We start from the raw sequence: 14,800 nt of genomic DNA, 5'->3' as shown, positions 1-14,800 counted from the left end.
GCAGAAACCTCAATGCCACTGGCGCGGTTTAACCAGGCTGATACCCAGGCTGCAAAGGCTATGGTTCAGGCTTGTGTGGCAATTCCGGCCTGGCAGGATGCACTGGTTGCTGGCCGCCCTTATTCGTCGTTTACTGCATTGAAAAAGCATGCTGTTGAATTAGCTGACTGCTGGCAAACCGCAGAGCTTAATCTGGCGCTAAGTGCGCACCCCCGCATTGGCGAGCGGCCAACAGGGAAGAGTGAAGAAGCACAGCTATCTCGCGGCGAACAGGCTGCAGTGAATACTGCAGACCAGGCGCTCGCACAAGCGCTGGCAAAAGGAAATGCCGATTACGAAGAACGCTTTGGGCGAGTTTTCCTGATTCGGGCAAAAGGGTTATCTGGGCACGAGGTTTTGCAGGCGTTACAGCGCCGGATGGCGTCGAACCCGGAACAAGAAACCCAGGAAGCGCTGGAGCAGTTACGGCAGATTACGTTACTACGCCTTGAAGGAGTTTTCTTACCATGAGTACGCTCAGCACACATATTCTGGATACGGCTATCGGGAAACCGGCTGTGGGTGTATTGATTCGCCTGGAACAGCTGCAGTCTGGTGAGTGGGTAACGTTAACGCAGGGTGAAACAGATACCGATGGCCGCCTGAAAAACCTCGGTGGCGGGGAATTAGGACCCGGGCAGTACCGGCTGGTTGCACAAACTGGTGAGTATTTCGCGGTTACACAACGTGAAACGCTCTACCCGGTAGCGCAAATTGACCTGATTTTACCGGCAGATAATCTGCACTACCATTTGCCCTTTTTGATTTCACCCTGGTCATGGTCAACCTACCGGGGAAGTTGAATGCAGGCTAAAACCCCCTCATGCCAGTACATGAGAGGGCATGCATCACGGGTTAAGTGTGAAGTTATCTGCATCGCGCCAGGCCGGGAATTTCTCCCGGTACTCCTGCAACGCAGTGAGTGATAGCTCGGCATCAATCCGGGCCGCATGGTGAGGATCGCAGGAGGCAATGATTTCCCCCTGTGGTGAGATAACCCGGCTGTCGCCCCGGTAATGGTGGCCATTGCCATCGGTTCCCACCCGGTTACAACCGGCAACCCAGGCCTGGTTCTCAATGGCCCGGGCAGCCAGTAACGTTTGCCAGTGCTGTGAGCGGGGGGCAGGCCAGTTGGCAACATACAGAGCCAAATCGTAATCACCGTGGTTGCGAGACCACACCGGGAAACGCAGGTCATAGCATACTAACGGCAAAATCCGCCAGCCGCGCCATTCAACAATTACCCGTTCATTCCCGGCCTGATAATACTGGTGTTCATCTGCCATGCGGAACAAGTGCCGTTTATCGTAATGGCTGACTTCACCTTGAGGAGTAACCAATAAAAAGCGGTTTACCGGCCCTGATTCGGTTTGCAAGGCGGCACTGCCGGCAACCATTGCGTCACACTGGCTGGCCTTTTCTTTCATCCATTCAATAACCTGAGTTTCAGGCATGGACTGCTGTGCGGCTTCCATTGCAAAGCCGGTAGTAAACATTTCAGGCAGGACAATCAAATCCCGCCCTGACAGCTTATCCATCACCACATCAAAATGGCGCAAATTGGCGGAACCATCCATCCAGACCAGCGGTTGTTGCAACAGGGTAATTTTCAAACCAGACACCGTCAGCGCTCCACATTTATTCAGCGATTATCACACTGTATCAGACAATAACGCGTTTGACCGCGAATAAAAACCGCACCTGTTGCCTGGTGCGGTTTGCGGTATGTGTAACAGTGGTAACGGATTTAGTGCAAATCAGGCTGCCTGGTCTTTATGGCTTGGCTCGTGAAACTTTACCGGCTGAGTCGCCAGTGCGTCTGGTTCAAACTCATCAACATTAATACTACGTAACCGGCTGGCTTCCGCCTGTTGCAAAATTTGCGCTTCTTCTTCCGTTATTTCTCCGGCTGCCAGTGCTGATTTTGCCAGTGCATCAAGGCGGGTAAACGACAGGTTTTTACCCCGGCTTTCGCATATCCGTTTATGAACTGGCTCAGCGGCAATCACATCCTGCAGTGCGGCTTCCATCAGGCCTGCCGGGTTATGTTCGCACGGCTCCAGGAACTGGCCGCGTCCCAGTCGGTCACGGGTCGCACTGGGTTGTTGCAGAATTTGCGCAACCTTGCTGTCCAGTTTGTCAGAGGGCGCTTGATGACGGCGGCCAAGCGGGAACACCACTACACGCAACAAACGGGCAACGGCTTTATTCGGGAAGTTACGTAACAGGTCGTCAATGGCCTGCTCAGCCTGATAAAGCGCATCCTGAACTCCCCAGTGCACCAGCGGTAAATCGTCCTGGTGACGGCCTTCATCTTCGTAGCGCTTCAACGCCGCAGAGGCTAAATACAACTGGCTGAGAATATCGCCAAGCCGCGCCGAAATACGCTCACGGCGTTTCAGGCTCCCGCCCAGAACTGCCATAGACACATCCGACAGTAACGCCAGGTTAGCGCACAGCTTATTCATTTGTTGGTAATAGCGGCGGGTGGCATCGCGTGTTGGTGCTGCACTGGTACGGCCATTTGTCAGGCCCAGCCAGAAGCTGCGTACTTTATTGCTACCCACATGGCCAATGTGACGGAAAAGCAGTTTATCGAACGCGTTCACATCATTATTTTGGGCAGCAGCCATTTCATCCAGCACATACGGGTGGCAACGAATCGCGCCCTGGCCGAAGATCATCATGCTGCGGGTCAGAATATTGGCACCCTCCACTGTAATGGCAATCGGTGCGCCCTGGTAAGCCCGGGCAAGGAAGTTGGATTCACCCAGCATAATGCCTTTGCCGCCAGCAATATCCATAGCATCAATAATCGAGCGTTGGCCTCGGTGGGTGCAGTGGTATTTCACAATAGCCGACAACACAGCCGGTTTTTCACCCAGTACAATCGCGTAAGTAATTAATGAGGCAGCTGCATCCATCACCCAGGCATTACCGGCAATGCGCGCCAGTGCTTCTTCAATCCCTTCCATTTTACCTATAGAGACTTTGAACTGGCGGCGAATATGCGCATAAGCGCCGGTAGCCATTGCAACAGATTTCAGGCCACCCGTTGAGTTGGATGGCAGGGTAATTCCGCGCCCGACAGACAGGCATTCAACCAGCATACGCCAGCCCTGGCCCGCCATTTTCGGGCCACCAATAATATAATCAATGGGGACAAACACATCGTTACCGCGTGTAGGCCCATTCTGGAAAGGTACGTTCAGCGGGAAGTGGCGGTGACCAATTTCCACACCAGGTGTTGAGGTTGGAATTAAGGCACAAGTAATTCCCAGTTCCTTTTCCTGGCCCAGTAAGTTATCCGGGTCTGAAAGTTTAAATGCCAGCCCAAGAACCGTGGCAATTGGGGCCAGGGTGATATAGCGCTTATTCCAGGTCAGGCGCATGCCCAGCACTTGCTTACCCTGCCATTCACCCATGCAGACAACGCCAGTATCCGGAATTGCTCCCGCATCAGACCCGGCTTCCGGGCTGGTGAGCGCAAAGCAGGGGATCTCCTGGCCACGAGCCAGGCGCGGCAAGTAATGGTTTTTTTGCTCTTCAGTACCGTAGTGTTGCAGCAATTCACCCGGCCCCAGAGAGTTGGGAACGCCAACCGTAATAGCCAGAATGCCAGAAACACCAGAGAGCTTTTGCAATACTTTAGCCTGCGCGTAAGCCGAGAAAGCCAGGCCGCCATACTCTTTTTTGATAATCATCGCGAAGAAACGGTGTTCTTTCAGGTAAGCCCATAATTCTGGAGGGAGATCTGCCATTTCATGGGTTATTTGGAAGTCGTTTGCCATGCGGCAGGCTTCTTCCACCGGGCCATCCAGAAATGCCTGTTCTTCAGGGGTTAACACAGGCTGTGGGTAGTTATGTAATTTTTTCCAGTCAGGTTTTCCCTGAAAAAGGTCACCTTCCCACCAGGTGGTACCGGCATCAATAGCTTCCTTTTCGGTACGCGACATAGGGGGCATGACTTTACGGAAAGTGCGAAATACTGGCGCTGAAATCAACGATTTGCGCATTGGTGAGAAATTGAATGGCACCAGCATAATCAATAGCGGTAATAGCACCCAGGCAGACCAAAGCCCGGCGGTAGCAAGACCTGCGGTCCATAGCAACAAAATCAGGCTACTCAGCGGCAGCGACAGGCGGTGATAAAACAGCGCACCGAGCAAAACAAACGTTGCAACAATACTCAATATCAACATAAGAAAAGCTCCCTTCTTGTAGGAGGTCTGACCACTTGATGTAATTATGGTTGTAGTGGATGTGCATTTCTTTATCAATCTATTTACAAAATAATTACAACCTGGTTCACAATGTTCATTGTCAGAGCCTGAAAAAAAAGGGCACATCCGGGCAGCAGCGCTTCTCGCTGTTCGCACTATCCGGTAAACTTCGGGTTGATATTTTTAATACTGAAGGATATTCCTTATGTACCAGGATTTGATTCGTGGTGAGTTGAATGAAGCAGCCGAAACTCTGGCTAACTTTCTGAAAGATGAAGAAAATATTCATTCCATTCAGCGTGCGGCAGTGATGCTGGCAGACAGCTTCAAAGCCGGGGGCAAGGTGCTCTCTTGCGGTAATGGCGGTTCGCATTGTGACGCAATGCATTTTGCAGAGGAACTCACCGGGCGCTATCGTGAAAACCGTCCGGGGTACCCGGCAATCGCTATCTCTGATGTCAGCCATATTTCCTGCGTGAGCAATGACTTCGGTTATGAGTATATCTTTTCCCGTTACGTAGAAGCTGTTGGCCGGGAAGGGGATGTATTATTAGGTATTTCCACTTCCGGTAACTCTGGCAACGTGATTAAAGCGATTGAAGCAGCAAAAGCGAAAGGAATGAAAGTCATTGCGCTGACGGGTAAAGATGGCGGCAAAATGGCGGGCAGCGCTGATGTGGAAATTCGTGTGCCGCATTTTGGTTATGCTGATCGTATTCAGGAAATCCATATTAAAGTTATCCATATTCTGATTCAGCTAATTGAAAAAGAGATGGTAAAAGCCTGAGCCGCCTAAGGGCAATGGCGCAGTAGCTCGTGGCGGCACAGGCATTTTCGTGTTGTGCCGCTGGCAGGTGTGAGGTGTTTTATGTGTGAATTGCTCGGGATGAGCGCGAATGTGCCCACCGATATTTGCTTCAGTTTTACCGGGCTGGTTCAGCGTGGTGGCGGAACCGGTCCTCATAAAGATGGCTGGGGAATTACGTTCTACGAAGGAAAAGGGTGCCGGACCTTCAAAGATCCACAACCCAGTTTCCGTTCGCCCATTGCCCGCCTGGTGCAGGAATATCCCATCAAATCATGCTCGGTCATTGCCCATATTCGTCAGGCTAATCGTGGCAAAGTTGCCTTGGAGAATACTCATCCTTTTACCCGTGAGTTGTGGGGGCGTAACTGGACATACGCACACAATGGGCAACTGAAAGGCTACCATTCGCTGGATACAGGGCATTTTCGCCCGGTAGGCGAAACAGACAGCGAATATGCTTTTTGCTGGTTACTGCACAAACTTAACCAGCGTTACCCGCGCACGCCTGGCAACATGCCTGCGGTGTTTCGTTACATTGCACAGCTTGCGGGGGAACTGCGGGAAAAAGGCGTATTCAATATGCTGTTATCCGACGGGCGCTATGTTATGGCCTATTGTTCTACCCGGTTACACTGGATAACCCGGCGCGCACCCTTTGGCGTAGCGACCTTACTGGATCAGGATGTAGAAATCGACTTCCAAAAAGAGACCACACCGAATGATGTGGTCACTGTTATTGCTACACAGCCTTTAACCGGTAATGAAACCTGGACTCAAATTGAGCCCGGTTCATGGGCACTATTTTGCCTGGGAGACCGTATAGTTTGAGGCCAGTTGCGGTTGGGTGGCGTTCATATTGGGCGCGCCCACAACATAATGGCCATTAACCACTGAAACCGCTGGTGGCTGGTGGTACTTGGCAAAATAGTCATAACCTGGTTTCAGTTCTTCCCAGAACTTGATGTAATAAGAATATTTATGACGCGCCATATTGGCGTCTGTCATACGGAATGGGAAGATATTCACCTCAACCTGCTGTTGCCCAAAAATAATAGCACCGGTAACAAACTGGAATATTTCATCAATATTCGAGTTCGTCATTGCATAGCAACCAATAGATACACAGGCACCGTGGATCATCAGGTACTTACCGTCATACCCGTGTTCCCGGTCATAGGTGTTAGGGAAGCCAATATTAATCGCTTTATAAAAGCGGCTGTCAGGCTTTAGTTGGCTGCGCCCAACAGAATAGAAACCTTCCGGGCTTTTAAAATCGCCCATACGCCGTTTTGGCCCCAGGCCGCCAGAATAGTTGCAGATGCGGTAGCTGTTCATCAACTGATAGCGTTCGCCCATCTTGACGTACAGCTCAAGAATGCGTTCTTCCTTGAAAATCTGGATATAAACCGGGGAGCCCATTAACTGCTTTTTCATTTCTGTGCTGGCTGGTTTTGCCATCGTGCCATTGGAAATGTCACTGGCAAACGACAAGAGGGGCATCAGAAGCATCGCAAATACAAGTGCGATTTTACGCATACTGCTATATTCCTTGATAAACCTGAAAATCATCGCCAGATTGGCTAAGAAGACCCAAAATCAGATTATTCTGCCTGATCGGGCTCACATTAGCACCACTGTTAATTTTCGCAAGCCCTGGAGAGGGCTGTTTGGCAGATAATTGTGTAATGGTTGTTATGACATGCACATTTTTATTCTGCACTTTGCGAGTTTGTTCTCACTCCCTGATTTTGGATTGGGTTTTTGGCATGCAAGGCACGCGATTAATGGTACTATCTTGCGGGTCAAAAGTAGATTAATAGTAAAATCCGGTGAGTTGATTGATAGCCGGTGGATAAGATAAGAAAGGACGCTTTCCTGGGATTCACAAACGGCACACACCCTTTGGTAAAAGGCGCGCCGTGAGTATTTTACTGCATTGCATTCCTCCTTCTCTTAACCCTCAGGCTGTATCACCTTTCATCACTACTCTGGCGTCAGTGGCTTTATGCTGGCGGAATTACGTTAAAAATTGCGTGATAACCATATGATTAAAATTAAAAAAGGTCTCGACCTGCCCATCGCAGGCCAGCCTGTCCAGGAAATTTATGATGGCCCCGCCATCAGTCATGTGGCAGTGCTCGGCGAAGAATATGTCGGCATGCGCCCTTCTATGCGAGTCAAAGAAGGCGATCAGGTCCGTAAAGGGCAGCCACTCTTTGAAGATAAAAAAAATCCCGGGGTTATTTTTACTGCACCTGCCAGTGGCACAGTGGTTGCCATTAACCGTGGTGAACAGCGCGTGTTGCAGTCAGTAGTCATTAAAGTTGAAGGCTCTGAGCAGGTTACCTTTAACCGCTATGAACCGAATGACCTCGCCGAACTCTCCCGGGAAGCTGTTGAGCAACAGTTACTGGCTTCTGGGTTATGGGTAGCATTACGTACACGCCCGTTTAGTAAAGCTCCCACGCCTGGTTCAGAACCCCTGGCTATTTTTGTTACAGCAATAGATACCAATCCCCTTGCCGCAGACCCACAACTGATTATTCACAGTGAACGGGAAATGTTTAATGCCGGGTTGTCGGTACTTGCCCGCCTGACCAAAGGCAAAGTGCATGTTTGCCAGGCAAGTGGTGGCAAACTTGGTGGGCATTCGTCTGGCCAGGTTACGTTTAACGAATTCGCCGGGCCTCATCCCGCAGGTCTGCCGGGCACTCACATTCATTTTCTTGAACCGGTAAGCCTTCAAAAACAGGTCTGGCACCTGAATTACCAGGATGTTATTGCCATTGGTAAGCTGTTTATCAATGGGGAATTATCTTGTGAACGCGTTGTGGCACTGGGTGGCCCGCAGGTGAATAACCCACGCCTGGTGCGTACCTGCCTTGGTGCATCACTGGAAGAACTGGTAAAAGGCGAACTGGCCGAAGGTGAAAACCGTGTTCTGTCAGGCTCTGTTCTCAATGGGCACATTGCACAAGGCCCACATGCCTGGTTAGGCCGTTTTCATTTGCAGGTATCGGTATTACTTGAAGGGCGCGAGAAAGAGTTGTTCGGCTGGGTCATGCCGGGTAAAGAAAAATTCTCAATTACCCGTACCACTCTGGGCCACTTCCTGAAGCATAAACTGTTTAACTTCTCGACAGATACCAACGGTGGTGAGCGTTCAATGGTGCCAATTGGTAACTACGAGCGTGTGATGCCTCTTGATATCCTGCCCACCTTGCTGTTACGCGACCTGCTTGCTGGCGATACAGACGGCGCTCAGGCGTTAGGGTGCCTTGAACTGGATGAAGAAGACCTCGCATTGTGCACCTATGTGTGCCCGGGAAAATATGAATATGGCCCGGTATTACGCCAGGTATTAACCCGTATCGAGCAGGAAGGATAACCATGGGCTTAAAACAGTTATTTGAAAAGATTGAGCCGCATTTTACTAAAGGCGGCAAGCTGGAGAAGTTTTATCCCCTGTTTGAAGCAACGGCAACGGTGTTCTATACACCAGGCACAGTCACTAAAGGCGCATCGCATATTCGTGATGCCATTGACCTGAAGCGCATGATGATTCTGGTCTGGTTCTCTGTGTTTCCAGCCATGTTTTGGGGAATGTACAACGTTGGGCAGCAAACTATCCCGGCGCTTAATAAACTCTATTCTCCTGAACAACTGCAACAGGTTATTGCCAGTGACTGGCATTATACTGTCGCCCAGTGGCTGGGAGTGAGTTTCGCACCCGATGCTGGCTGGTTAAGCATGATGCTGCTGGGAGCCGTTTTCTTTGTTCCCATCTACCTGACTGTTTTTATCGTCGGTGGTTTCTGGGAAGTGCTGTTTGCCATTATTCGCAAGCATGAAGTGAACGAAGGTTTCTTCGTTACTTCGATTCTGTTTGCGCTGATTGTCCCGCCCACATTGCCTTTGTGGCAGGCGGCTCTGGGGATTTCGTTTGGTGTAGTGATCGCCAAAGAAATTTTTGGCGGCACCGGGCGTAACTTTCTCAACCCTGCACTGGCCGGGCGTGCATTTCTCTTCTTTGCTTACCCAGCGCAGATTTCAGGCGACCTGGTCTGGACTGCTGCCGATGGCTTCTCTGGTGCCACACCGCTTTCACAGTGGGCAAGCCACGGTGGGCAGGCGCTGGTTAATGTCACTACAGGTCAGCCGGTCACCTGGCTCGACGCCTTTCTCGGTAACATCCCAGGCTCCATTGGTGAAGTCTCTACACTGATGATAATCATTGGTGGGGCCATCATCATATTTGGCCGCGTGGCTTCCTGGCGCATTGTGGCTGGTGTGCTTGTTGGGATGATAGCGACCGCAACCTTATTCAACCTGATTGGCTCTGCCACAAACCCCATGTTCGCGATGCCGTGGTACTGGCATTTAGTTCTGGGTGGTTTCGCTTTTGGCATGATGTTCATGGCAACTGATCCGGTTTCCGCTTCTTTTACTGACAAAGCCAAATGGAGCTATGGCCTGCTGATTGGCGTCATGTGTGTTTTGATTAGGGTAGTTAACCCGGCTTACCCGGAAGGTATGATGCTGGCAATTCTGTTTGCTAACCTCTTCGCGCCGTTGTTCGACTACCTGGTAGTGCAGGCTAACATCAAACGGAGGAAATCTCGTGGCTGAGAAAAAAGGTAACGATAGCATCGGCAAGACATTGCTGGTTGTGCTGCTACTTTGTCTGGCCTGTTCCGTTGTGGTGGCAGGTTCTGCCGTAGGGTTAAAACCGCGCCAGCAGGAACAAAAGTTGCTGGATAAGCAACGTAATATTCTGGATGTTGCTGGTCTGGTACAGCCGGGCATGAGTAGTGACGCTGTGAAGCAAATTTACAGCTCGCGCATTGAGCCACGGTTGCTGAATTTGCAAAGTGGTCAGTTAACAGACAAAGATCCTGCGTCATTTGACCAGGCTGCGGCATTGCGTTCCACCGACCAGAGTATTGCGTTGAGTGCTTCACAAGACCCGGCTGGCATTAAGCGGCGCAGTAATTTGGTTGAAATTTACCTGGTAAAAGGTGAAGACAACAAAATTCAGGAATTAGTGTTGCCGGTGTATGGCAACGGTCTTTGGTCCATGATGTACGCCTTTGTAGCGCTGGATATCGACGGCCGCACAGTGAAAGGCATCACCTATTACGACCAGGGAGAAACCCCGGGGCTGGGTGGTGAAGTGGAAAACCCGAGCTGGCGGCAAAAGTGGGTGGGGAAAACACTGTTTGATGATAGTGGTAAACCTGCCATTCGCGTAGTGAAAGGTGGTGCTCCACAAGGTGATAAACACGGTGTGGATGCCTTATCAGGTGCAACGCTGACCTCAAACGGTGTGCAACACACTTTCGATTTTTGGTTAGGTCAATTAGGTTTTGGGCCATTCCTGAAACATGTCCAGGAAGGGGGGCTGAACAATGGCTGATGCTGCTGGTTTGAAAGAAATTAAACGGGTAGTTGTTTCTCCGTTAGTGGATAACAACCCGATCGCATTGCAAATTCTTGGGGTCTGCTCTGCACTTGCAGTGACCACTAAGCTGGAAACCGCGTTTGTAATGACGCTGGCTGTAACGCTGGTTACAGCGTTTTCCAGTATGTTTATCTCCTTGATCCGCCATCATATTCCTAACAGTGTGCGTATCATCGTGCAGATGGCGATTATTGCATCACTGGTGATTGTCGTGGACCAGTTGCTCAGGGCTTTCGCTTACGAAATATCCAAGCAATTATCAGTATTCGTCGGCCTGATTATCACGAACTGTATTGTGATGGGCCGTGCTGAAGCCTATGCAATGAAATCCCCGCCACTGGCAAGCTTTATGGACGGTATCGGTAATGGCCTGGGTTACGGCGTCATTCTGATTATCGTTGGCTTCTTACGTGAACTGATTGGCAGCGGGAAACTGTTTGGTGTCACCGTACTGCAAACCGTACAAAACGGCGGCTGGTACCAACCAAATGGCATGTTTTTGCTCGCACCCAGTGCGTTTTTCATCATTGGCCTGCTGATTTGGGGAATTCGTACCCTCAAACCCGCTCAGCAGGAAAAGGAGTAACCGCCAATGGCTCACTATATTAGCTTGTTTGTCCGCGCTGTTTTTGTGGAGAACATGGCGTTAGCCTTCTTCCTTGGCATGTGCACCTTCCTGGCTGTATCCAAAAAAGTCTCTACGGCGTTCGGCCTGGGCATTGCCGTTACGGTGGTGCTGGGTATTTCTGTACCGGTGAATAACCTGGTCTACAACCTGGTCCTGCGTGATGGTGCGCTGGTTAGTGGTGTGGATCTCAGCTTCCTGAACTTCATTACTTTTATTGGGGTGATCGCGGCACTGGTGCAGATTCTGGAAATGATCCTGGATCGCTTTTTCCCTGCGCTCTACAACGCCCTGGGGATCTTTCTGCCATTAATCACGGTGAACTGCGCCATTTTCGGTGGTGTTTCGTTCATGGTGCAGCGTGATTACAACTTTGGGGAATCCATTGTTTATGGCATTGGTTCCGGTATGGGCTGGATGCTGGCGATTGTTGCTCTGGCAGGTATTCGTGAAAAAATGAAGTATGCCAATGTACCCGCAGGGTTGCGTGGTTTGGGCATTACCTTTATCACCACCGGGTTAATGGCATTGGGCTTTATGTCTTTCTCTGGTGTGCAGCTATAAGGGCGGAAATGTATGGAAATTATTCTTGGCGTAGTAATGTTTACGCTGATTGTCCTGGCGCTGGCGCTGTTGATTCTTTTTGCAAAATCAAAGTTGGTCAACTCTGGTGACGTTCTGATTGAAGTAAACGGCGATGCTGACAAACAGTTTCGTGCGGCAGCAGGCGACAAACTGCTGAATACGTTATCCGGGCAGGGCATTTTTGTTTCATCTGCCTGTGGCGGTGGTGGCTCATGTGGCCAGTGCCGGGTGAAAATCAAGCAAGGTGGGGGCGATATTCTGCCTACCGAGCTTTCCCATATCTCGAAACGTGAAGCCCGTGAAGGTTGCCGCCTGGCCTGCCAGGTTGCAGTAAAGCAGGATATGCAAATTGAGCTTCCGGAAGAAATTTTCGGGGTAAAAAAATGGGAATGCGAAGTTATCTCTAACGATAACAAGGCCACTTTCATTAAAGAGCTGAAGCTACGGATTCCAGATGGTGAAGATGTGCCGTTTCGGGCTGGTGGTTATATTCAGATTGAGTGTGACCCGCATGAAGTGGCGTATAGCGATTTCGATGTACCAGAAAAATACCGTGGCGACTGGGATAAATTCAATTTGTTCCGTTACCGCTCTGTAGTGAAAGAACCCTGTGTTCGTGCTTATTCCATGGCGAACTACCCGGATGAAAAAGGCATTATCATGCTGAACGTGCGTATTGCCACGCCGCCGCCAGCAAAACCTGATGTCCCACCGGGCATTATGTCTTCGTATATCTGGTCGCTCAAGCCTGGCGATAAAGTGACGATTTCCGGGCCATTTGGGGAGTTTTTCGCCAAAGAAACCGATGCAGAAATGGTATTTGTTGGTGGTGGTGCGGGAATGGCACCAATGCGTTCTCATATTTTCGACCAGTTAAAACGCCTTAGCAGCAAGCGTAAAATCAGCTTCTGGTACGGTGCGCGCTCCATGCGTGAGATGTTCTACCAGGATGAGTTTGAACAACTGGCACGGGAGAACCCGAATTTTACTTTCCATGTTGCGCTGTCTGAACCGCTGCCAGAAGACAACTGGACAGGGTACACAGGGTTTATCCACAATGTTCTTTATGAAAACTACCTGCGGGATCACGAAGCACCGGAAGACTGCGAGTTTTACATGTGTGGGCCACCAGTTATGAATGCTTCTGTCATTCGTATGCTGAAAGACCTGGGTGTGGAAGACGAAAATATCATGCTGGATGATTTCGGCGGCTGATAAGGGGAAGAAAAGTGCTCACTGTTTTTGTAGCCACATTTGCCATTTTTTTACTGGTTATTCTGGGGATGTCTCTTGGCTGGTTGTTTAAGCGCAAGGCAATCCAGGGGAGTTGCGGTGGCATAACGACGTTGGGGCTGGAAAAAGTGTGTAACTGCCCGGAACCTTGTGATGCGCGTAAAAAGCGTATGGCTGAAGAAGCCCGGGCAGCACAACGCGAAAAAGCACGTATTCTCTGAAAGTAAGCCTTTACTTACCTGTTCGCTACGCCGGGCAGGTAAGTAACTGTATCAACGGTTGTTCTGAACCGGTTTCTTTTACTGCTTTCCCCTTATTTTAACCGCAATCATCCACCTGATATCTTTGGCCATGCTCCTTTTACTGACCTTTCTTTAAAACCTTCACTCAGCTCCTTACAGCGTGTCAGCTATGCTGCTCAGCCTCTCTGTGCCGTGTAACTGGCCAGCCAGTAGCCACAACAGGCAGGCTGGGCGGAGCAAAACGCATACATAACCCTGATTCAAACAGGCGTTGCTCACAGCAGGCCATACCTGCGTTTAGCTGCTTTATTACTGAAATGTAAGCACATACTAACTTTCCCCCACACTTCCGGTAAGAAAATCACTATTACACTTCTCACAGCCAATAAATATGCTGTATATTTACACAGTAATCGGAGGGGGAATGCGTAAAATAATACATGTCGATATGGACTGCTTTTTTGCAGCCGTCGAAATGCGCGATAACCCGGCGCTGCGCGATATTCCCCTGGCAATAGGGGGCAGCCGGGAAAGACGTGGCGTTATCAGCACCGCGAATTACGTTGCGCGTAAATTCGGTGTGCGCAGTGCTATGCCTACTGCCACTGCGCTGAAGCTGTGCCCTCAACTTACATTACTACCCGGGCGTTTTGAGGCCTATAAAGAAGCGTCACGGCATATTCAGTCGATCTTCTCTCGTTATACCAGCCTGATCGAACCCCTTTCATTAGATGAAGCCTATCTGGATGTTACGGACAGCGCCCTCTGCCAGGGTTCGGCAACCTTGATTGCTCAGGAGATTCGCCAGACGATTTTTAATGAACTGCAGCTAACCGCTTCTGCAGGTGTGGCTCCGGTTAAATTTCTGGCAAAAATAGCTTCAGATCTGAATAAACCCAACGGGCAGTACGTGATAACTCCCCAGCAGGTGCCTGAGTTCCTCGCAACCCTTAAACTGGGGAAAATCCCCGGCGTGGGTAAAGTGACAGCAGGGAAACTGGAAAGTATGGGCTTACTCACCTGTGCGGACGTTCAGCAGAGTGACCTTGCGCTACTGTTACGCCGTTTTGGCAAATTTGGCCGGGTTTTGTGGGAGCGCAGCCACGGCATTGATGAGCGCGCCATCAGTAACGACAGGCAGCGTAAATCAGTGGGAGTGGAGCGCACGCTGGCAGAAGATATTCATGACTGGCAGGCCTGTGCGGACATTATTGAGCAGCTTTACCCTGAACTGGAGCGCCGCCTGGCGAAAGTAAAACCAGACCTGCGGATTGCCCGCCAGGGCATCAAACTGAAGTTTAACGATTTTCAGTTAACCACCCAGGAACATATCTGGCCGAGCCTGAATAAAGCAGACTTACTGGATACCGCGCGCAAAACCTGGGAAAGCCGCCGGGGTGGGCGGGGAGTACGGCTGGTGGGGTTGCATGTAACATTACTGGACCCACAACTGGAACGCCAGTTAGTGCTGGGGCTGTAACCGCATTAACCTTTAGAGCACCATGCCTGTAAAGCCATGGCGCATAAAAAACGCCCTGTGTTAACAGGGCGTTGGGTCTGATGACGAACCTCATGTCCGCACAG

15 protein-coding genes are annotated in these 14,800 nt (G+C 50.4%); 12 read left to right on the top strand and 3 right to left on the bottom strand.

The annotated features are described in order from the left end of the window. The first annotated feature begins 12 nt into the window (after positions 1–12). The gene (uraD, locus tag DT73_RS26695; protein ID WP_255358333.1) at positions 13–510 is read left to right on the top strand and encodes a 2-oxo-4-hydroxy-4-carboxy-5-ureidoimidazoline decarboxylase; all 498 of its coding nucleotides are present in this window, start codon (positions 13–15) and stop codon (positions 508–510) included. Beyond that, entirely contained in the window at positions 507–842 is a 336-nt protein-coding gene (gene uraH / locus DT73_RS04400; RefSeq protein WP_036104483.1) for a hydroxyisourate hydrolase, read from the top strand. The genes uraD and uraH overlap by 4 nt, the downstream gene beginning before the upstream one ends. Before the next feature lie 45 nt (positions 843–887). Here uraH and DT73_RS04395 read toward each other — a convergent pair whose 3' ends face one another. Beyond that, positions 888–1,661 (bottom strand): amidohydrolase, encoded by a 774-nt coding sequence (locus DT73_RS04395; RefSeq protein WP_036104480.1) that lies wholly within the window; start codon positions 1,659–1,661, stop codon positions 888–890. 135 nt (positions 1,662–1,796) lie between these two features. Further along, positions 1,797–4,241, bottom strand: coding sequence for an acyl-CoA dehydrogenase FadE (fadE, locus tag DT73_RS04390; RefSeq protein ID WP_036104479.1), 2,445 nt, complete (start codon positions 4,239–4,241; stop codon positions 1,797–1,799). A 226-nt stretch (positions 4,242–4,467) separates the two neighbouring features. On the opposite strand from fadE, the gene lpcA reads away from it, so the two are divergent. Both lpcA and DT73_RS04380 read left to right on the top strand, forming a co-directional pair. Further along, complete coding sequence (gene lpcA / locus DT73_RS04385) at positions 4,468–5,049, top strand: D-sedoheptulose 7-phosphate isomerase (protein ID WP_036104476.1); 582 nt, start codon at positions 4,468–4,470, stop codon at positions 5,047–5,049. Between the two features lie 81 nt (positions 5,050–5,130). After that, on the top strand, positions 5,131–5,898 hold the full coding sequence (locus DT73_RS04380) for a class II glutamine amidotransferase (RefSeq protein WP_036104473.1): 768 nt from the start codon (positions 5,131–5,133) through the stop codon (positions 5,896–5,898). On the opposite strand, the gene dpaA is transcribed toward DT73_RS04380, so the two are convergent. Beyond that, on the bottom strand, positions 5,869–6,606 hold the full coding sequence (gene dpaA, locus DT73_RS04375; protein WP_036104471.1) for a peptidoglycan meso-diaminopimelic acid protein amidase: 738 nt from the start codon (positions 6,604–6,606) through the stop codon (positions 5,869–5,871). The two genes, DT73_RS04380 and dpaA, sit on opposite strands and share 30 nt — an antisense overlap. A 508-nt stretch (positions 6,607–7,114) precedes the next feature. Between dpaA and DT73_RS04370 the strand changes: the two genes are divergently transcribed. The 8 genes from DT73_RS04370 (at position 7,115) to dinB (ending at position 14,696) form a co-directional block, all read left to right on the top strand. After that, positions 7,115–8,458: a Na(+)-translocating NADH-quinone reductase subunit A gene (locus tag DT73_RS04370; protein WP_036104469.1), complete on the top strand. Its 1,344-nt coding sequence runs from the start codon at positions 7,115–7,117 to the stop codon at positions 8,456–8,458. A 2-nt stretch (positions 8,459–8,460) separates the two neighbouring features. Further along, entirely contained in the window at positions 8,461–9,699 is a 1,239-nt protein-coding gene (locus DT73_RS04365) for an NADH:ubiquinone reductase (Na(+)-transporting) subunit B (RefSeq protein ID WP_036104467.1), read from the top strand. Beyond that, a complete protein-coding gene (locus DT73_RS04360) occupies positions 9,692–10,486 on the top strand; it encodes a Na(+)-translocating NADH-quinone reductase subunit C (protein WP_036104464.1) in 795 nt (264 codons plus the stop codon). The genes DT73_RS04365 and DT73_RS04360 overlap by 8 nt, the downstream gene beginning before the upstream one ends. Next, positions 10,479–11,117 (top strand): NADH:ubiquinone reductase (Na(+)-transporting) subunit D, encoded by a 639-nt coding sequence (locus DT73_RS04355; RefSeq protein ID WP_036104458.1) that lies wholly within the window; start codon positions 10,479–10,481, stop codon positions 11,115–11,117. Before DT73_RS04360 ends, DT73_RS04355 begins: the two co-directional genes overlap by 8 nt. 6 nt (positions 11,118–11,123) lie before the next feature. Beyond that, the gene (nqrE, locus tag DT73_RS04350; RefSeq protein ID WP_036104456.1) at positions 11,124–11,720 is read left to right on the top strand and encodes an NADH:ubiquinone reductase (Na(+)-transporting) subunit E; all 597 of its coding nucleotides are present in this window, start codon (positions 11,124–11,126) and stop codon (positions 11,718–11,720) included. Between the two features lie 12 nt (positions 11,721–11,732). Then, on the top strand, positions 11,733–12,956 hold the full coding sequence (gene nqrF / locus DT73_RS04345; protein ID WP_036104451.1) for an NADH:ubiquinone reductase (Na(+)-transporting) subunit F: 1,224 nt from the start codon (positions 11,733–11,735) through the stop codon (positions 12,954–12,956). A gap of 14 nt (positions 12,957–12,970) precedes the next feature. Then, positions 12,971–13,195: a (Na+)-NQR maturation NqrM gene (gene nqrM, locus DT73_RS04340; RefSeq protein WP_036104449.1), complete on the top strand. Its 225-nt coding sequence runs from the start codon at positions 12,971–12,973 to the stop codon at positions 13,193–13,195. A 445-nt stretch (positions 13,196–13,640) separates the two neighbouring features. Continuing rightward, on the top strand, positions 13,641–14,696 hold the full coding sequence (gene dinB, locus DT73_RS04335) for a DNA polymerase IV (protein ID WP_036104445.1): 1,056 nt from the start codon (positions 13,641–13,643) through the stop codon (positions 14,694–14,696). The last annotated feature ends 104 nt before the right edge of the window (positions 14,697–14,800 follow it).

The organism is Mangrovibacter sp. MFB070, from assembly GCF_000705335.1.
Classification (GTDB): domain Bacteria; phylum Pseudomonadota; class Gammaproteobacteria; order Enterobacterales; family Enterobacteriaceae; genus Mangrovibacter; species Mangrovibacter plantisponsor.
This window is presented reverse-complemented; position numbering and strand designations above follow the sequence as displayed.

Excerpts from the sequence above, each read along its gene's own strand:
- uraD (WP_255358333.1), top strand. The coding sequence starts at position 13 with ATGCCACTGGCGCGGTTTAACCAGGCTGATACCCAGGCTGCAAAGGCT.
- uraH (WP_036104483.1), top strand. The coding sequence starts at position 507 with ATGAGTACGCTCAGCACACATATTCTGGATACGGCTATCGGGAAACCG.
- fadE (WP_036104479.1), bottom strand. The coding sequence starts at position 4,241 with ATGTTGATATTGAGTATTGTTGCAACGTTTGTTTTGCTCGGTGCGCTG.
- lpcA (WP_036104476.1), top strand. The coding sequence starts at position 4,468 with ATGTACCAGGATTTGATTCGTGGTGAGTTGAATGAAGCAGCCGAAACT.
- DT73_RS04380 (WP_036104473.1), top strand. The coding sequence starts at position 5,131 with ATGTGTGAATTGCTCGGGATGAGCGCGAATGTGCCCACCGATATTTGC.
- dpaA (WP_036104471.1), bottom strand. The coding sequence starts at position 6,606 with ATGCGTAAAATCGCACTTGTATTTGCGATGCTTCTGATGCCCCTCTTG.
- DT73_RS04370 (WP_036104469.1), top strand. The coding sequence starts at position 7,115 with ATGATTAAAATTAAAAAAGGTCTCGACCTGCCCATCGCAGGCCAGCCT.
- DT73_RS04365 (WP_036104467.1), top strand. The coding sequence starts at position 8,461 with ATGGGCTTAAAACAGTTATTTGAAAAGATTGAGCCGCATTTTACTAAA.
- DT73_RS04355 (WP_036104458.1), top strand. The coding sequence starts at position 10,479 with ATGGCTGATGCTGCTGGTTTGAAAGAAATTAAACGGGTAGTTGTTTCT.
- nqrE (WP_036104456.1), top strand. The coding sequence starts at position 11,124 with ATGGCTCACTATATTAGCTTGTTTGTCCGCGCTGTTTTTGTGGAGAAC.
- nqrF (WP_036104451.1), top strand. The coding sequence starts at position 11,733 with ATGGAAATTATTCTTGGCGTAGTAATGTTTACGCTGATTGTCCTGGCG.
- dinB (WP_036104445.1), top strand. The coding sequence starts at position 13,641 with ATGCGTAAAATAATACATGTCGATATGGACTGCTTTTTTGCAGCCGTC.